Origin of the sequence: Sphingobium ummariense RL-3 (assembly GCF_000447205.1) — a bacterium.
Classification (GTDB): Bacteria; Pseudomonadota; Alphaproteobacteria; order Sphingomonadales; family Sphingomonadaceae; genus Sphingobium; species Sphingobium ummariense.
The window spans coordinates 20505-38473 of sequence record NZ_AUWY01000124.1 but is presented as its reverse complement, the minus strand read 5'-3'; the positions used below and the strand labels follow the sequence as shown (position 1 = coordinate 38473).

Genomic DNA, 17969 nt, shown 5'->3' with positions numbered 1-17969 from the left:
GTGCCGCCCAGTCCTCCACCGAGGCCGCCGCCACCGCCCAGCAGCTGCGCGGAGGCGGGAGCGCCGGCGAGTGCGACGAGGCAGGCACCGGCGAAGATCAATCTGGCTTTCATGGGTCGTCTCCTTGTTCCTTGTCGATCGGATGCGGAGACAACGGAGGCGGGCACGGCTTTCATCCCAGGAGGGCGAAAGAAAATCGCATCTCCTTCAAATATCAATCATTATTCCGGCAATCGCCGCAGACCAGACGCCTTTTTCCGGCTTCGGCGCGCAAGGCTTGGAGGCTGCCGACGGCGAACAGGCGCCCGGCGACGAGCGGCGCCGCATAGGAGGTGCCGCGCACCGGCCCCTTGCCGCCGTCGGGCGTGGCTGCCTGCATGTCGGCGCCGGGTGCGCTGAAATCGACATGCGCGGCGCGTCCCGCCTCTGGGAGGGGGCGGCCGCGACCATCGACGCCGGTCACGGCGATGACGCCGGGATAGGAAGCCGGATAGGCGAGCGGTGCGGCTGGCCCGTCATTGCCCACGGCCGCGACCAGCGTGACACCCCTGTCCCGCGCCAGCCGCACCGCGCCGGCGAGCAGGGGATTGTCCGGGCCGACGAGGCTGAGCGTCACGACCGGCACCTTACGCGAGACCATCCAGCCGAGCGCGCGGGCGATGGCGAAGGCGCTGCCGCCGGCCGGATCATCGCCGTAAACGTCCGCCACCAGCAGCGGCGCGCCGGGCGCCGCGCCGCGCACGCTGCCTCTTCCGCTGAGGAGGGAGGCGACTGCGGTCCCATGCGTGCTCGCCCGCGGCGCGCCATGCGCGAAGGCCTGTTGCTCGATCGGGGCGTCCAGCGCCGGATGCCGCGCGACGCCGCCGTCGATCAGGCCAAGCACGCGTCCGGCGACGGATCGGTTCGCAGTGATGGGTGCTTCTGCGCGGGCGGCCGCTCCGCTTTGGAAATAGAGGTTATCGGCGCTCGCTTCTGCGTCGGGCGCGAGCTTGCGCACGTCCCGGAGCGCGCGGGCGAGGCTGCGCCCCTGCGGCACCGCCAGACGGGTCACGCCGAGGCCCAGGCCCTCTATCTCCTCGCTCTCGGTGCCGTAGCCGGCCGCGCGCAATCGCTGAAGCTCGTCCGCTTTCGCGCCGGTCAGTAGCACGATGCCCCGTCGGGCGGGCTCCCGCCGGTCGTCCAGCTCCACCGCGTCGCCATGGCGGCGCAGCAGGTCGCCGATCCGCGCCGCCCGGGCCGCGCGCAGGCGCTCGGTCAGCCGTGCCGTGGGCAGCGCGCGCACGGTGTCGTCCAGCGCGCCGCCGACCCGCTCCAGAGTGTCAGGCACGACGGGGGGCAATGCGCCCAGCGCGCCACCCGGCCCGGACAGCAGCTGTCCCTGGGCGGGTGGAGCCATGATCACCAGCGTGGCGAGGATCAGGGGGCGCGCGATTCTCAAATTCATCTCTCCCGCCGGGCCTGGCCCGTTCCTTTCGCTTGCATAATGATCCATGACGAAAAAATGTCCGCTTCTGTCCTGCTGTGGGATGAAACGGGCCGGCAGGGACGTTTCATCCCCGCAAGACCAAAGATGGAGCCCTGATGTCGTTCGAAAGCGACCTGCTGGCGATCCTGCCCCGGCTGCGGCGCTTTGCCGCCAGCCTGTCGCAGGATCGCGCCGATGGCGACGACCTGTGCCAGGCGGCGCTGGAAAAGGCGCTGAGGGCGCGCGACCAATGGCAGCCGGGGACGAGACTGGATAGCTGGATGTATCGCATCATACGCAATGTGTGGATCGACGAGGGCCGCGCCCGCCAGCGCGCCGCGCGCACCTTTGCGCCGGAGGAGGCGGGGGCCGATGTCGGCGATGCCGGCGATCGCGGGGTGGAGGCGCATGTCATGCTGTCCGACGTCGACCGTGCCATGCAGGCGCTGCCGCCCGAGCAGCGCGAAGCCATCGCGCTCGTGCTGGTGGAAGGCCTGTCCTACAAGGAGGCGGCCGAGGTCCTGGGGGTGCCGATGGGGACGCTGACGTCCCGCCTGGTGCGTGGACGGGGCGCGCTGATCGCGATGCTGGGGGAGGCCGCATGAGCATGATCGACGAAGCGATGCTGATCGCCTGGGTGGATGGCGAACTGGACGAGGTGAACCGGCGGCGGGTGGAGCGTGCGCTGGCGGACGATCCCGCGCTGGCGGAGCGGGCGGAGACGCACCGGCGCCTACGCGCGCGCCTTACGGATCATTTCGCGCCGGTTGGCGAGGAGCCGGTGCCCGACCGCTTTCGCACGCTGCTAGCGGAGAGCGCAGCGGTGGTGTCGATGGAACGGCCGGGGCGCTCGCGCTGGCGCGGATGGGCGACGGGAGGCGCGATCGCCGCCAGCCTGCTGCTTGGACTTGGCCTTGGCCGGGTCAGTGGCGGGGACGGGGAACCGGTCGGAGTTCGGGATGGCGTCATGGTGGCGAAGGGCCAGCTCGCATCGGTGCTGGACGATCAGCTGGCGGCGGCGCAGGATGGTGCTGCCGTTCGCATCGGCCTCAGCTTCCGGCGCAAGGGCGGTGGCTGGTGCCGCAGCTTCGAAGGCGAAGCCCTGGCCGGGGTCGCCTGTCGCGAAGAACAGGGCTGGCAGGTCCAGCAGCTTGTGCCCGGAACCGGGCCGGAGACCACCTATCGTCAGGCGAGTTCCGGCGATGCGCGGGTGTTGGCTACCGTGGACGCGCTGCGGGAAGGACCGCCCGCCGACGCGGCGCAGGAAGCGGCGGCGCGGGAGGCCGGCTGGCGCTGAACCCTTGGAGCCGGTTTCACTCCGTTTGAACCTTGCCGGGGAACGATTCCATCCAAGTGGAACAGGCTTCAGAAGCTCAGGTTGAGGCGCCCGTAATAATAGCCGCCGCTGATGCCATAGGGCGCATAGGCGTTGAACAGGTTGCCGCCGGTCTGCGTCGCGGGCTTCAGCTTCGATGGGTAGATGTTGAACAGGTTGTTCGCGCCGATCGACAGCTTGACGCCCTTGGTCAGCGTGTAACCCGTCTCCAGATCGAAGATCACCTTGGGTTCGACCATATTGTCGACGAAGGCGGGCGCGCATCCCGGCGTGCCGAGGGTGCAGGCCACCCAGTCGGCCGTCACATTGCTGGTCGTGCCGGCCCGGGCATAGATCTTGCCGTAGCGGGTGGCGCGAAGGTTCATGGAGAAAGCGCCCGTTTCCCATAGCATGTTCGCGATGAACTTGTTGCGCGGCGTGCCTTCGCTGAGGTCGCCCTGGCGCGCGCGGCCAATGAACTCGATGCCCGCGCCGCCGGTCACCGGCGGGTCGATATGCGTGAATTTGGTGCGGTTGAAATTGGCGGACAGGCTGAAGGTCGCTGTCCCGAGGCCCTCCATCCGCGCGCGATAGGTGCCGACGATGTCGAGCCCCCGCGTCCGCGTGTCCGCCGCATTGGAGAAGATCAGTGCGCCATAGACTTCCTGGATGCCGTTGGCGCGCAGGATGTTGACGACCGCCGGGCCCTGCAGCGTTTCGCTGAGCAGGATGCGGTCCTTCACCTTGATCTGATAGGCGTCGATGGTGAGGTTGAGGTTGGACAGCGGCGTCAGCACCAGACCGGCCGAGAAGTTGGTCGACTTTTCCGGCCTCAGCGGCACCGCGCCGAGCGCGCGGGCGGCGGGGCTGTCGACGGGCAGCGCCTGTACGGGGCGCAGCACGTTCACGCCATCGATGACGACGCCGATGGTGCTGGCCGAGGCATAATGCTGCTGCTGCAGGGTCGGTGCGCGAAAGCCGGTGCTGGCGGTACCGCGGATCGCAATGCCCCTGACTGGCTCGATCCGCACCGAGGCCTTGCCGGTGTCGGTGGTGCCGAAATCCGAATAATCCTCGTGCCGGCCCGCGAGGCCGAACTCCACGCCTTCGGCCAGGCTGCCTTCCAGATTGACGTAGGCGCTCCAGTTGTGGCGGCGCCATGTGCCCGAACCTTCCGGTGGAAAGCCGCTGACGCCCTGCGACCCGATGCCGGCGGCGAACTGGCCGGCGAGATGATGGCCGGCGGGGAACCGATAGCCGCCATTGATGTAGGACGCGGCTTCGCCGGGCGAGATGGTGAACTTGTTCTCACGATATTCGGCGCCGACCGCCAGCGACAGCGGTTCGGGAAGGCCGAGCTCGAATTCCCGGCTGAGGTCGAGGTTGGAGACCCATTCATCGAACTGGATCGTGCCGAGATACATGGTGGTCGGGCTGAGCGGGCCGAGCGACGGGTTGAGCGTCGTGGTCTGGGAATAGTCCACCTGGTCCTGCGCGTAGCTGCTGCTGAGGTCGAACTGCACCCCGCCGCCCAATCCGCCGCGCAGGCCGACCGCCGTCTGGAAATCCTCGTCTCGGACGTGGATCTTGGGAATATAGCCTTCGGGATAGATGGAATAGATATTGTTGTTGGCGGCGGGCAGGCGATAGGTCAGCCAGCCCTGCGCATGGCGCTTCGAATAGGTGCCGAAGCTGTAGAGTTCCAGGCTTCCGCTCAGCGGCATCATGGCGTCATAGCCGATATTGCCGCCAATCACCTGCGGCTGGCCGTATTTGGCGCGATGGCGGTCGACCGTGCGATTGCGGGGATCGGCGACGCCGCCGACCGAAGGATACCAGGCGTTGATGCTGCTGCAGTCGGGCAGGCCCTGACAGGCGATCGGTGTGCTTTCGACGATCGTGTTGTCCTGGAGCACGGCGTCCGCGGACAGGTGGATATAGCCGCCGTCAGGGCCGAGCGCTAAGCCCTTGTCGATCTGCCAGCGGCCTTGCCACCCGCCATTGTCCGCGGTGCTGCCCAGCGTCAGGGCAGCGCCGCCGCTGGTGTCGTTCTTCAGGATGATATTGACCACGCCGGCGATGGCGTCCGATCCATATTGGGCGGACGCGCCGTCGCGCAGCACCTCGATCCGCTGGATGGCGTTTCCGGGAATCAGATCCAGGTCCGGGGGCGACTGGCCGTTCTGGACCGAGCCGTTGATGAACAGGGTGGCGGTGTTGTGCCGCCGCTTGCCGTTGATGAGAACCAGTAACTGGTCGCCGCCCAGCCCGCGGAGCGACAGGGTGCGCACCGCCCAGCTCGCCCCCGCGCCATTGTTCGACACGTTGATCGAGGGAACCAGCGTGCCCAGCAGGTCGCGAACGGACTGCTTTCCGCTGGCCTCCAGATCCTTCGTGCCCAGCACGTCGATCGGGGCGAGGCTCTGGACGACCGTGCGGGTCGTCGTGCGGGTGCCGGTGACGATGATCGGGGAGGATGCCTCCGCCGGCTCCGCCTGGGGCGTCATGGAGAGCGTTCCGCCGTCGCCGGGGGCCCCGGCCTGCGCATATTGCACCGCCATCGGGCTGCGTCGCGCCGCGCTGCGGTTCGGCGGCCCGGCGAGGGCAACGACGCCGACGCCCGTTTCCGTGTGCTTGAGCTCCGTGCCGACCAGAAGCCGTTCCAACGCATCCTCGGTCGACAGCCAGCCCTGCACCGCACGGCTGCGGATCGATGCGACTTCGTCATAGGGAAAGAGGATGCGCACGCCCGACTGGGTGGAGAGTTCCCGCAGCGCGCTGCTGAGCGGCTGGGCTGCGATGTCGAACTTGTGCCGCTGGGCGAGCACCGAGCCGCTCTTCGCCGCGGCGAAGGCTTCCGGGGGCAGAGCAAGGCAGGCGGCCAGGGCGAAGCCGGCCGCAACGTCGTGCATACGCATCAGTCGTTCCCCTGTCAGTCGGCCGCTTTCCGGCTCTGGTCAACAAAACGAAACAAAAGCGGCTATCCGCCACCGCAATGGGCTGCTTCTTGCTGACTATGGCGCGATGGGCCGGATCAAGGCGTCTGGAGGCGCCAGCGGGCCGAGCCTTGCAGTGCCAGGGCCGTGAGCCGGCCGCTGACATAAGCGCCGGTGTCGATGCCGATGCGGTTGGGTCGTTCATCCACGTCGGGCGTGATGCTGTGGCCGTGCACCACCATATGGCTGTGCGGGCGCCGGTCGGTGAGGAATTCGGCGCGGATCCAGCGCAAGTCCTCAGGGTGCTGGGCGGTGAGCGGGCGACCTGGCCGGATGCCGGCATGGACGAAGAGATAGTCGCCGATCTCTACGAAGTCGGCGAGGGAGTCGGCGAAATCGACATGGGCGCGCGGGATATGGGCGAGCATCCAGCCGGCCAGCGCCGCGTCATCCATGTCGGCCGATACCCCTTCTTCGAGGCCATAGCTTGCCAGCGTCGCCATGCCGCCCATACGACGGAAATGCGGCATGACCCGCGCATCGCCGCGCGCAGCGCGGACGAATAGCTCCTCATGATTGCCCTTGAGGCAGTGCCCGCCATGGGCGGCGAGCGCCATCGCCATCTCAATCACGCGGGCGGAGTCGGGGCCGCGATCGACCAGGTCGCCGAGCAGGACGATCTGTGACGCGACAGGGTCGCGGGCGGCGTTGTCCGCCTTGATCCGTTCCAGCAGCGATTCCAGCAGGTCCGCCCGGCCGTGAATGTCGCCGATGGCATAGACCCGCCGGTCCTCCCCCACGCTGGGCGGTTCCGTCGGCACCGGCTTGCGGCGCAGGAAGGAGGGCAGGGCGATCATGCTCCGCCAGTTTCGCATGGCTTCACAGCCGCGGCAACGTCACCCCCTGCTGCCCCATATATTTGCCCGCGCGATCGGCATAGCTGACCTCGCACGGCTCGTTGCCCTGGAGGAAGAGGAACTGGCATGCGCCCTCATTGGCGTAGATCTTGGCGGGCAGGGGGGTAGTGTTGGAGAATTCCAGCGTCACATGCCCCTCCCAGCCCGGCTCCAGCGGGGTCACGTTCACGATGATGCCACAGCGGGCATAGGTGGATTTGCCAAGGCAGATGACCAGCACGTCGCGCGGCACGCGGAAATATTCGACGGTGCGGGCGAGCGCGAAGCTGTTGGGTGGGATGATGCAGCAATCGGTCTTGCGGTCGACGAAATTCTTGGGATCGAAATCCTTGGGATCGACGATCGTGCTGTCGACATTGGTGAAGATCTTGAACTCGTCCGCCACGCGTGCGTCATAGCCATAGGAGGAGAGGCCGTAGCTGATGCAGCCCTCGCGCCGCTGGCTCTCCACGAAGGGCTCGATCATGCCCTGTGACAGCGCCTGCTCGCGGATCCACTTGTCGGAAAGGATGGCCATCGGCTGCTCAGTTCTTCCTGTTCGGGGTGAGTCCCAGGTCGGCCGGGCCGAACGCATGGGGAAGGAGGGCGGCAACGCTATGTCGGGTGACATGGCTGCCGTCGGCCGCCGCGCAATAGACGGCGAGTTCGCGACCCGCCATCTGCTCCGCCTCGTTCATCACCTGGCGGCAGCGGCCGCAGGGCGTGACCGTCGTGTCGCCCGCGACCGATCCGTCCGGCGCCATCGCGCCGCCGACCACGGCGATCGCCTCCACATCGGTGAAGCGGCCCTGCGCGTTGGCGGTCGCCAGCGCCACCGTTTCGGCGCAGAGCGAGAGACCATAGCTCGCATTCTCGAAATTCGAGCCTGTCACGATCGTTCCGTCGGTCAACCGCACCGCTGCGCCCACGGCGAAGCGGCTGTAGGGCGCATAGGCATGCTTCAGCGCAGCGCGCGCGGCAGCGACCAGTTCCTCCACCTGCGACTGTTCAAGGCTCATGGGGCGACCACATTCCATCTGACGGGACCATCGACGCCGTCGATATGCCGCATGTCCGTGGCTGTCCACATCACCCACGGCCGGGACGCATAATCGGGGGGGAAGAAATTGCCGTCCAGCCACAGCGTCCGGTTGATGCCGGCGCCGATGTCATACCGCTCGTCGAAATCCCGGGTTACGTTGATGACCGCTGGCTTGCCCATGTGGCTTTCCACGAGGTTCACCAGCGTGTTGAGTTCCGACAGCACGGTGTCGCGGCCCGGGCGGGCGATGCAGGACGGGTCGAAGGCCAGGCGTATGACCGGCGGCAGCGCGGCATTGTCGCGCGGGACGGTGGTGATGAAGCGTGTGGCCTGATCGACGGCGAGGCGGCAGAGGCTGAAGTCGAGCACTGCGCCGTAGCGCATGCCCGCGCGTCGCGCGCCTGCCCAGTTGGCGGCGAAGGCGGGATCGCGCAGGTCGGCACCCTTCGACGCGCGGATATAGGCGAAATCGGCCCCCTGGGCGCTCAGCGTGCCCCAGTCCACAGGCCCCGTGTCGGCGCTGACCGACACGCCCTGCACTGGATAGTCGCTGCGGCTTGGCGCCCAGGCGCGGGCATAGAGCCACAGCGCCGTCGCCAGCGCTGCGATCACCGCCAGCGCCACCGCAGCGCGCGCCAGCAACCGCCCCAAAGTCAGCCCCCTGATGGTCCCTACCCCTTGATATGCAGCACGCAGATCAGCGTGAAAAGCCGCCGTGCGGTATCGAAATCGAGCTCGATCTTCCCTTCGAGCCGCTCCATCAGCATTTCGGCCGCCTGATTATGGATGCCTCGCCGCGCCATGTCGACCGTTTCGATCTGCTGGGGCGAAGCGTTGCTGATCGCCTGGTAGTAGCTGTCGCAGATCGCGAAATATTCGCGGATGGATCGGCGGAACCGGCCCAGCGCCAGGATCACGGCTTCCAGCGGGCTGTCGTCCTCGCGCCGGATCTCGATCACCAGCCGTCCTTCCTCGACGCGCAATAGCACGCGATAGGGGCCTGCATAACCATCGGGATGCTTGCGCTGCGGCGCGAAATGATTGTCCTCCAGCAGATCGAAGATCGCGATGCGTCGCTCCTGCTCGACATCCGCATTGCGCCACAGGATCGTCCGCTCGTCGAGCGTGATGTCTATGATGCGCGGGTCGGTCATGGTGCAGCCCCATGCCCTGCGGCGGCAGGCGGTGAAAAGCAAGCGGGACTTATGGCACTGAGATATCCACAGCCGGTCCACAGCATATGCCCGGAGATATGCGCCGACAGTTTTCCCGCTTCGGCCTTGCGCCCGTTGCCCGGCGGCGCGATGAGGGGTCATGGTCGAGCTTGTGAAAATCAACGCCCCCGCCGAAGCGGGCGGTCCCGAACTGCCGCGCAATGTCGAAGCCGAAGCTGCGCTGCTCGGCGCGCTGATGATCGACAACCGCATCGCCGAGGATGTGCAGCTGAAGCTGAAGCCGGAGCATTTCTTCGAGCCGCTACATGGCCGCATCTACGAGGCGATCATGAAGCTCGTCGAGCGCGACATGGTCGCCAACCCGGTGACGCTGAAGCCGATGCTGGACCAGGACCCGGCGCTGAAGGAACTGGGCGGCGCGGGCTATCTGGCGCAACTGACCGGCAATGGCGCGGCGCTGCTGGGCGCCCGCGACTTCGCGGCGCAGATCTATGACCTGGCCTTGTTGCGGCAACTGGTGAACGTCGGCCGAGAACTGGTTGAAAATGCGCTGGATACCAGCGAGGATGTCAATCCGCGCGAGCAGATCGAGCAGGCGGAAGTCGCGCTCTACAAGGTATCGGAGGGTGAAGGAGAGGTCGGCTCGGTCAAGAGCTTCCTCCACGCCTCCACTATGGCGGTGCAGGTGGCCGAACGCGCGCTCAATAGTGGCGGCCATGTGTCTGGCATCACCACCGGCCTCGCCAGCCTGAACGAGAAGATCGGCGGCCTGCACAATTCGGACCTCATGATCCTGGCCGGCCGGCCGGGCATGGGCAAGACGTCGCTCGCCACCAACATCGCCTATAATGCCGCGTCGCGCTGGCTTCGCGACAATGCCGACGGCATCCCGCCCGAAAAGAACATGGGCGCCAAGACCGCCTTCTTCAGCCTGGAAATGTCGGCCGACCAGCTTGCGACGCGCGTGCTGGCCGAGCAGTCGGGCATCAGCGGCGAAGCGCTGCGCATGGGCAAGATCAGCCGGGCGGACTTCCAGAACCTGTCCCGCGCAGCGCGGGAGCTGCAGGAGCTGCCGCTGTTCATAGACGACACGCCCGGCCTCACCATAGCGGCGCTCCGCACCCGCGCGCGCCGACTGAAGCGGCGGCACGACATCGGCTTCGTCGTCGTCGACTATCTCCAGCTCCTCCAGGGAACGGGCAAGAGCGGCGACAACCGCGTGCAGGAGATTTCCGAAATTTCTCGCGGACTCAAGACATTGGCGAAGGAACTTAATGTCCCGGTGCTAGCGCTGTCCCAGCTGAGCCGCGCGGTCGAGCAGCGCGAAGACAAGCGGCCGCAGCTGTCGGACCTGCGCGAGTCGGGGTCTATCGAACAGGACGCCGACATGGTCTGGTTCGTGTTCCGCGAGGATTATTATGTCGCCGCCAAGGAGCCGGGGAACAAGGAGAGTCCCGAGCATCTGGAATGGGCGCAGGAGATGGAGCGCATCTATGGCCTGGCCGAGCTGATCGTCGCCAAGCAGCGCCACGGCTCTACCGGCCGCATCCGGATGAAGTTCGATGCGAAGATCACGCGCTTCTCCGACCTCGCCGACGGCGGATATATGGGGGACTATGAGTAGGGTGGCTGGTGGCTTCAGCCCGCCACTAGCGCCTTGAACACCAAGCCCAGCCCCACCAGGCTCACAAGATAGACCAGCGTCCGCACGAGCGGGACGCCGAAGCCATAAAGCGGCAGGTAGACCACCCGCGCGCCGAGCCAGATCCAGCCGCCGATCGCGGTCCACTCGCTGGTCCGGCCCGCGATCACCACGCCGAGCAACACGATGATGGCGATCGGATAGGTTTCCAGAAAATTGGCCTGCGCCCGCACCAGCCGCCCAGCGACGGGATCGAGCGGCGGCAGCTTCTGATCACGCGCGCTCATGTTCCAGGCGGCGCCATATTGCTTGGTCTTCAGGTGCGCGGCGGCGAAGATGTGCACCAGCAGCAGGATGCAGCTCCACGCGAGGATGGTGAGTTCGACGGGCATGCGATACCTCCCCTATGTCTAGAGAAGGTATCGCACGGTTTGCGCCATGTGCCTATAGCAACCGCTAGCTGCGCAGGCGGGAGCCTGCTCATTGCGCCGGAACTGGGTTCCTGCTTTCGCAGGAACGTGGGATAGCTGGAAGTCAGCCGCCCGCCAGCGCCGCCTTCGTCCGTTCCTCGATCCGCTTTTCCAGGATCGACAGAGGCATCGCGCCTTCCTCCAGCACGGCGTGGAACTGCTTGATGTCGAACTTGTCGCCGGCCATCGCCTGCGCCTTTTCGCGCGCCTTGGTCCAGCTCATATGGCCGACCTTGTAGCTGGTGGCCTGGCCGGGCTGGGTGCAGTAGCGCTCGACCTCGCGCTGGCAGCGGGGGCGGGCGAAGCCGGTCTTTTCGACCATGTAATCGGTCGCCTGCTCGCGCGTCCATTTCTTCGCATGGATCCCGGTGTCGACCACCAGGCGCGCCGCGCGGAACAGGAAGGACTGGAGATAGCCCGCCCGGTCGAGCGGCGTCGCATAGCCGCCCAGCTCGTCGGCCAGCTGTTCTGCATAGAGCGCCCAGCCTTCGCTATAGGCGCTCATGAAGGCGATCTTGCGCAGCATTGGCACGTCGCCGGCGGTCTGCGCGGTCGAGATCTGGAGGTGGTGACCCGGCACGCCTTCATGATAGGTGAGCGAAGGGAGGCCGTATTTCGGCCAGTCGCCCACATCCTTGAGGTTTATGAAGTAGATGGCCGGCCGCGACCCGTCGAGCGCGGCGCGGTTGTAATAGCCGTTGGAGGCGCCGTCCTGGATTTCCACCGGCACCGCCCGGATTTCCAGGGGGGTGTTGGGGATGGTGGCGAAGGCCTGGGGCAGCTTCAGCTTCATGGCATCCACGTCGCGGTTGAGCTGCGCCAGCAGCGCCGCGCGCCCTTCCGCGCTGTCGGCATAGAGTTGCGACGGATCGACGTTGAGCGCCGCCAGCCGCGCGCCGATCGCGCCCTGGGCGAAGCCCGCGCCTTTCAGGATGCCGTCCAGCTTCGCGCTGATGTCGGCGACCTGCTCGATCCCCATGGCGTGGATCTGGTCGGCGGTGAGGTCCGTCGTCGTCGCCTGCTTGAGCGCGGCGGCATATATTTCGTCGCCCTTGGGCGTGCGCCACACGCCGTCGCCGGTCACCGTCTTGCCCTTCAGGCTCTCGACCATCGCGATCTGCTCGTCGAGCGCCGGATAGACGGACTGGTCGACGATTGCGGCCGCGCGTGATTGCCAGTCGCCGCCGATGTTCTTCGCCGCGGCGCGCTTCACCAGCGACTGGACCATGCTGCAGGTGGCGGAGGGTTGGCCACGCAGCTTGCGCATCTGACCCAGGGTCAGGTCCAGCGACCAGCCCGGCGCGAGATAGCCGCGCGCCGCCTCGTCCCGCTGTAGCGCGGTGTCGGTCTTGAGGTTGCGGGCGAAAGCCTCCAGACGCGACAGATAGGCCTCGCTATCCTCCGCCGTGTTGATCGTGTGCGCGGTATTGAGGAAGTCTGGCACGGAGAAGTAGCTGCCGCCCTGCTGGAAGATGCGATAGGGCCGCTGCACGCTGTTGAGCCCGAAGCGGGCCGGGGCGACGGTCTGCTGGTCGAGCGAGTAGAGGATGACCTGCAGGTTCAGCCGCTGGGCGTTGGACAGCGCGGCGCTCTCGAAGCCCTGCAGTTCCTTGATCGCGCCCTGCGTGGCGGCAAGGCGCTTCATCATCGCCGACCGGCTGTTGTCATCGAGCTGGCTCTTGGCGCCGGCCCGGCCGCCCTTGTCGAGGCCGAGGCTGGTGACAAGGCTGGGCGACAGGTCCAGCATCCGCTCGAAGATGGCATTGAACGCCGCCGTGAGCCGCGCGTCGTCCCCGCCCATCTGGGCGAAGGCGCGGGGCGAGGCGGCGACGGCGGCGGCCGAACCGGAAAGCAGGAGGAATTGACGGCGATCCACGGGCGACTCCCTTATGTCTGGTGGAGGAGGGGAGTGTATTGCGCCTGTGAGACAATCCGTCCAGCGCCGCGTAATTTTATTGCGACGTCAGATGTCCTGCGCGATCCGCGCATAGAGCTCCGGCCGCCGGTCACGGAAGAAGCCCATGCCGGCGCGATGGGTGCGGGCGCGGTCGAGGTCCAGGGTCGCGACCAGCGCGCCATGGTCCTTCGCGTCGGCTTCCGCGGCGAAGTCGCCCCATTCGTCGGTGATGAAGCTGTGGCCGTAGAAGCGCTGGTCACCCTCCTCGCCAATGCGGTTGGCGGCGATCACCGGCATGCAGTTGCTGACCGCATGGCCGAGCATCGCCCGGCGCCACATCCGGCTGGTGTCGAGATCGGCGTCATAGGGCTCCGAGCCGATGGCGGTGGGGTAGAAGAGCATTTCCGCCCCCATAAGCGCCATGATGCGGGCGGTTTCGGGATACCACTGGTCCCAGCAGATGCCGACGCCGATGGTTCCGTATTTCGTGTCCCACACCTTGAAGCCGCTGTTGCCGGGGCGGAAATAATATTTCTCCTCATAGCCCGGCCCGTCGGGAATGTGGCTCTTGCGATAGACGCCCATGATCTCGCCCTCATCGTCGATCATGGCGAGCGAGTTGTAGTAGTGATGGCCGTCGCGCTCGAAGAAGCTGGTGGGGATATAGACGCCCAGCGCCTTGGCGAGCTTACGCATTTCCTGCACGGCGGGATGCTCGGCGGTTGGCAGGGCGCCGGCGAACAGCGCCTCGTCCTCCACCTTGCAGAAATAGGGGCCTTCGAACAGCTCGGGCGGCAGGACGATCTTCGCCCCGCGTGCCGCAGCCTTGGTCACATGGTCGGCGACCAGCGCGATATTGTCGGCCCGGTCGTCCGAGAAGGCGAGTTGGAGGGCGGCGACGGTGACTTTGGTCATTTTGGTTCCTGCTTATTTCATACCGTCCGTGCTGAGTAGAGGCTGAGCTTGTCGAAGCCTCGTATCGAAGCATCCTTCGATACGCCATTTCGACTTCGCTCAATGGCTACTCAGGACGAACGGGGCTGAACATCAGAGACTGGGCATCTGCTGGCTGCAGCAGTGGAAGCTGCCGCCGCCCGACAATATGGCGTCGCTGCGCAGTCCGACAAGCTCCCGTCCGGGGAAGAAGGGGCGAAGCGCGTCGAGCGCGGCATCGTCATTGGGCCGGCCATAGACCGGGACGATGACGGCGGCGTTGCCGATGTAGAAATTCATGTAGCTGGCGGGGATCGCCTCGCCGTCCACTTCCACGCGGCCGGGGGAGGGCATGGGCGCGACCTCCACGCCATGGGTCTTCGCCCGCGTGCGGGCGTCGGCATAGATGACAGCGTTGGGATCGTCATCGCCGTCCGGTTCCGGGATCATCAGCACGCCGGGCGCAACGAAGCGAGCGAGGTTGTCGACATGGCCGTCGGTATGGTCGTTCAGCAGCCCGTCGCCCAGCCAGAGCATGTCGGAGAGGCCCAGGCTCCCCGCGAGCAGCGTCTCGATCTTGCCGCGATCGAGATCGGGATTGCGGTTGGGATTCAGCAGGCATTGCTCGGTCGTGACGAACAGACCGGTGCCGTCGGTGTCAACCGCGCCGCCCTCGAACACCCAATGCTGGGTCGTGGTCGGCAGGCCGGTGGTGGCGGCGAGCCGCGCGCCGACATCCTCGTCGCCCGGCATCCGGTATTTGCCACCCCAGCCGTTGAAACCGAAATCGGCGAGCGCCCGGCTTCCTGAGTCGTTCAGCACGGCGATCGGCGCGGTATCGCGCAGCCAGACGTCGCCCAGTTTCTGCACCACGATCCGCACGCCGGGATCGACGAGGCCGCGCGCCGCGTCGGCATCGTGCTCGTTCGCCACGACCAGCCGCACCTCCTCGCCGCGCCCGCTGGCATGGACGGCATTGGCAAAGGCGGCGATCTGCGACCGCGCGCCTTCGAACGAGCTGGGCCATTCGGCGGGGTTGGTGGGGAAGCCGATCCACACCCAATCGTGCGGCGCCCATTCAGCGGGCATGCGGAAGGTCATGAAATCTGGTCCTTGCTCGGCGCGGGCCGATCCGTGATAGCGGGATGATGCGCGCTCCATAACGCGCCCGACCGCATCTGGACAGAGGGCGAGGGATCATGAAGGCAAGAGTTTCGATCATCGCGGCGGCGCTGGCCCTGTCCGCGCGGGCGAACGCGAACGCCGCCGAACTGCCGGACTGGCTGACGGGCGAGTGGCAGCAGGAGAGGGGGAGCCGCTGGACCGAGGAGGTCTGGACCCTTCCGCGCGGTGGCGTGATGATCGGCATCGGGCGCAGCGGATCTGGCGAGAGCCTGAAAAGCTGGGAGGTGATGCGCATCGTCCGGGGCGCGGACGGATCGCTGGCCCTTCACGCCGCGCCGGAGGGCGGCGCTGCGACGGTCTTTCCGCTGGTGGAGCAGGGCGTGCGCGACATCAGCTTCGCCAATCCCGCCCATGATTACCCGCAGCGCATCCGCTACTGGCGCGAGGGGCGGCTGCTGATGGCGGAAACCGCGCGGATGGACGGCAGCGACGCCCAGAGCTGGACCTACTCCCCCGCCGGGGAGTAGGCCGGCCGGCTTCACTTCCCGCGCGGTCCTTACTTCCCCGCGCGGTCCTTGTCGCGGATCGCGCGAAACTCGTCGCCCTCGACCCAGTTGGGCCATTCCGTCGTGTTCGCCAGCGCGCGGCCGACGTCATAATAGAGCTTCAGGTCCGCCTGAACCCCGGCCCAATCCCAATTGGGATCATATTCGTCCTTGGGACCGTGATAGCGGTGCTCCTCATAGTCCTTCGCCGCAGCTTCGCCGGCTGCCTCTCCGCCCTTCACCAGATCCTGCCCGCCCTCGAAATAGAGCATCGGCAGGCCGTGCTTGGCGAAGCTGAAATGGTCGGAGCGATAGTAGAAGCCCTTTTCCGGGGTGGGCTCCAGGCTGGCGACGCGGCCCTGCGCGGCGAGCGCGCGGTCGAGATAGGCATCGAGCTGCGACTTGCCCTTGCCGATCACCACCACATTCTTCGCCAGGCCCGCGACGCTGAGCGCGTCCATGTTGACGCCGCCCACCGTCTGGCGGAGCGGGAAGACGGGATGGTCGCCATAATAGGCCGACCCCAGCAGCCCCGATTCCTCGCCCGTGACGGCCAGGAACACCTGGCTGCGGTCGGTCGGCCCGGCCTTCACATTGGCCTGCGCCAGTGCGACCAGCGCCGCCGTGCCGGTCGCGTTGTCGACCGCGCCGTTGCAGATGTCGTCGCCGTCTGGTGCCGCTTCGCAATGGCCGAGATGGTCCCAATGCGCCGAATAGAGCACATACTCGTCCGGCCGGGTCTTGCCGGGCAGCAGCGCCACGACGTTCTTGGAGCTGTGCTTGCGCAGGTCGTTTTCGAAGGAGACCGAGGCAGTCGCGCCCGGCAGCGGCACCGCCTTGAAACCGGGCCGCTTGGCGGCGGCCATCAGTTGGTCGAGATTGAGGCCGGAATCCGCGAACAGCGCGGCCGCCTTGTCCTTCTGGATCCAGCCGATCGCGGCGGACTGGCCGGCATTGCCGTCCGCACTGTCGGCGACATGCTGCGCGCCGGTCCAGCTCGACTGGACGACGTTCCAGCCATAGGCCGCCGGCACGGTGTCGTGCACGATGATCGCCGCTGCCGCGCCCTGCCGCGCGGCTTCCTCATATTTGTAGGTCCAGCGGCCATAATAGGTCATCGCCCGGCCGTTGAAGGGGCCGGAGAGGCCCGCCGTCTCATAATCGGGATCGTTCACCAGGATGACGACCGTCTTGCCCCGGACGTCGAGCCCGGCATAGTCGTTCCAGCCTTTTTCCGGCGCGTTGATGCCATAGCCGACGAAGACGACCGGGCTGTCCTTCACCTCGATATGCGGCTGGGTGGTGCGATAGGTGGCGATCACCATTTCCGGGCCGTAAGCGGCGGAAACCGTGCCCTTGCCGGTGCGGAAGATGAGCGGCGAGACATTCTTCGCGGTGATCTCGACCAGCGGCACGTCCTGGAACCAGCTGCCGTTGTTGCCGGGCTTGAGCCCCAGCTTCGCGAATTCGGCAGAGAGCAGCGCGAGCGTCTTCTCCTCGCCAGCGGTACCTGGCGCGCGGCCTTCGAACGCGTCGGACGACAATTCCTTCACCAGCCGCTTCATCGTGTCGACCGAGGGAGCTGCGGACCCGGCCGGCACGGCCTGGGCGCCCAGCGGGGCGGAAAGGGCGAGAAGAGCGGCGATCACCGCGATGGAGCTGCGCATGGAGAACCCTTTGTTTCTTATGATCGCAGGGTGATGCCACCGCGCTGGAGCCGGCGCAAGATTGTTGCGCAATGCAGAAAGGGCGGCTCCTCGCGGAACCGCCCTTCGCTGTGTCTGAACTGTCGGAAACCGATCAGCGCGAATAGAATTCGACGACCAGGTTCGGCTCCATCTTCACCGGATAGGGCACCTCGTCCAGCGTCGGGACGCGGACATAGGTCACCTTGGCGGCGCCGTCGGGCGAGACGTAGTCGGGGATGTCGCGCTCCGGCAGGCCCTGCGCCTCGAGCACCAGCGCCATTTCCTGCGCCTTCTTGCCCAGCGTGATCTCGTCGCCCGGCTTCACCAGACGCGACGCGATGTTGCACTTCACGCCGTTCACATAGATGTGGCCGTGGCTGACGATCTGGCGGGCCGACCAGATGGTGGGCGCGAACTTGGCGCGGTAGACGACCGCGTCCAGGCGACGCTCCAGCAGGCCGATCAGGTTCTGGCCGGTGTCGCCCTTCATGCGGGCGGCTTCGGTGTAGTTCTTCTTGAACTGCTTCTCGGTGATGTCGCCGTAATAGCCCTTCAGCTTCTGCTTGGCGCGCAGCTGGATGCCGTAGTCGGACATCTTGCCCTTGCGGCGCTGGCCGTGCTGGCCGGGGCCATATTCACGCTTGTTCACCGGGCTCTTGGGACGACCCCAGATGTTCTCGCCCATCCGGCGGTCGAGCTTGTACTTTGCGCTGGAACGCTTCGACATGATAAATCCTTACAATTGCCAACAACGAGCCCGTCCCTGAGGACGAGCCATCCCGGTCATCGCCTGCTGTCCATGTTTCAGGGGCAGGGCCGCCGCTTCACCGGGGTGCGGGG

General features: G+C 66.6%; 17 protein-coding genes. 4 read left to right on the top strand and 13 right to left on the bottom strand.

Going from position 1 to position 17969, the window contains the following annotated elements; translation table 11 throughout:
* Positions 1-214 precede the first annotated feature (214 nt).
* Positions 215-1492 carry a S8 family serine peptidase gene (locus M529_RS44895; protein WP_031295591.1) on the bottom strand — a complete coding sequence of 426 codons (1278 nt, stop codon included), beginning with the start codon at positions 1490-1492 and terminating at the stop codon, positions 215-217.
* 89 nt (positions 1493-1581) lie between these two features.
* On the opposite strand from M529_RS44895, the gene M529_RS44890 reads away from it, so the two are divergent.
* Positions 1582-2070: an RNA polymerase sigma factor gene (locus M529_RS44890; protein ID WP_021319785.1), complete on the top strand. Its 489-nt coding sequence runs from the start codon at positions 1582-1584 to the stop codon at positions 2068-2070.
* Positions 2067-2762, top strand: a complete 696-nt coding sequence (locus tag M529_RS44885) for an anti-sigma factor family protein (protein ID WP_021319784.1) — start codon at positions 2067-2069, stop codon at positions 2760-2762. The genes M529_RS44890 and M529_RS44885 overlap by 4 nt, the downstream gene beginning before the upstream one ends.
* Positions 2763-2830: 68 nt before the next feature.
* On the opposite strand, the gene M529_RS44880 is transcribed toward M529_RS44885, so the two are convergent.
* From M529_RS44880 to M529_RS44855, 6 genes are all read right to left on the bottom strand, one after another.
* Positions 2831-5698: a TonB-dependent receptor plug domain-containing protein gene (locus M529_RS44880; RefSeq protein ID WP_021319783.1), complete on the bottom strand. Its 2868-nt coding sequence runs from the start codon at positions 5696-5698 to the stop codon at positions 2831-2833.
* A 116-nt stretch (positions 5699-5814) separates the two neighbouring features.
* The gene (locus M529_RS44875) at positions 5815-6570 is read right to left on the bottom strand and encodes a metallophosphoesterase family protein (RefSeq protein ID WP_408021321.1); all 756 of its coding nucleotides are present in this window, start codon (positions 6568-6570) and stop codon (positions 5815-5817) included.
* 25 nt (positions 6571-6595) lie between these two features.
* Positions 6596-7150: a dCTP deaminase gene (gene dcd / locus M529_RS44870; protein WP_021319781.1), complete on the bottom strand. Its 555-nt coding sequence runs from the start codon at positions 7148-7150 to the stop codon at positions 6596-6598.
* A gap of 7 nt (positions 7151-7157) precedes the next feature.
* Positions 7158-7631, bottom strand: a complete 474-nt coding sequence (locus tag M529_RS44865) for a cytidine deaminase (RefSeq protein ID WP_021319780.1) — start codon at positions 7629-7631, stop codon at positions 7158-7160.
* Complete coding sequence (locus M529_RS44860; RefSeq protein WP_021319779.1) at positions 7628-8296, bottom strand: GH25 family lysozyme; 669 nt, start codon at positions 8294-8296, stop codon at positions 7628-7630. The genes M529_RS44865 and M529_RS44860 overlap by 4 nt, the downstream gene beginning before the upstream one ends.
* A gap of 29 nt (positions 8297-8325) precedes the next feature.
* On the bottom strand, positions 8326-8808 hold the full coding sequence (locus M529_RS44855; protein WP_021319778.1) for a UPF0262 family protein: 483 nt from the start codon (positions 8806-8808) through the stop codon (positions 8326-8328).
* Between the two features lie 160 nt (positions 8809-8968).
* On the opposite strand from M529_RS44855, the gene M529_RS44850 reads away from it, so the two are divergent.
* Positions 8969-10453 (top strand): replicative DNA helicase, encoded by a 1485-nt coding sequence (locus tag M529_RS44850; RefSeq protein ID WP_021319777.1) that lies wholly within the window; start codon positions 8969-8971, stop codon positions 10451-10453.
* Positions 10454-10467: 14 nt separating this feature from the next.
* Here M529_RS44850 and M529_RS44845 read toward each other — a convergent pair whose 3' ends face one another.
* From M529_RS44845 to M529_RS44830, 4 genes are all read right to left on the bottom strand, one after another.
* Positions 10468-10863 (bottom strand): MAPEG family protein, encoded by a 396-nt coding sequence (locus M529_RS44845; protein WP_021319776.1) that lies wholly within the window; start codon positions 10861-10863, stop codon positions 10468-10470.
* 142 nt (positions 10864-11005) lie between these two features.
* On the bottom strand, positions 11006-12817 hold the full coding sequence (locus tag M529_RS44840) for a DUF885 domain-containing protein (RefSeq protein ID WP_021319775.1): 1812 nt from the start codon (positions 12815-12817) through the stop codon (positions 11006-11008).
* Positions 12818-12904: 87 nt separating this feature from the next.
* Positions 12905-13753, bottom strand: coding sequence for an N-carbamoylputrescine amidase (gene aguB, locus M529_RS44835; RefSeq protein ID WP_021319774.1), 849 nt, complete (start codon positions 13751-13753; stop codon positions 12905-12907).
* Positions 13754-13885: 132 nt separating this feature from the next.
* Positions 13886-14872 carry an agmatine deiminase family protein gene (locus M529_RS44830; protein ID WP_021319773.1) on the bottom strand — a complete coding sequence of 329 codons (987 nt, stop codon included), beginning with the start codon at positions 14870-14872 and terminating at the stop codon, positions 13886-13888.
* Positions 14873-14970: 98 nt separating this feature from the next.
* On the opposite strand from M529_RS44830, the gene M529_RS44825 reads away from it, so the two are divergent.
* Positions 14971-15423 (top strand): DUF6265 family protein, encoded by a 453-nt coding sequence (locus M529_RS44825; RefSeq protein WP_021319772.1) that lies wholly within the window; start codon positions 14971-14973, stop codon positions 15421-15423.
* A gap of 29 nt (positions 15424-15452) precedes the next feature.
* Here M529_RS44825 and M529_RS44820 read toward each other — a convergent pair whose 3' ends face one another.
* Together M529_RS44820 and rpsD are read right to left on the bottom strand one after the other, a co-directional pair.
* A complete protein-coding gene (locus M529_RS44820; RefSeq protein ID WP_021319771.1) occupies positions 15453-17108 on the bottom strand; it encodes a M28 family peptidase in 1656 nt (551 codons plus the stop codon).
* Positions 17109-17241: 133 nt separating this feature from the next.
* Positions 17242-17856 carry a 30S ribosomal protein S4 gene (gene rpsD / locus M529_RS44815; protein ID WP_021319770.1) on the bottom strand — a complete coding sequence of 205 codons (615 nt, stop codon included), beginning with the start codon at positions 17854-17856 and terminating at the stop codon, positions 17242-17244.
* Between the last annotated feature and the right edge of the window lie 113 nt (positions 17857-17969).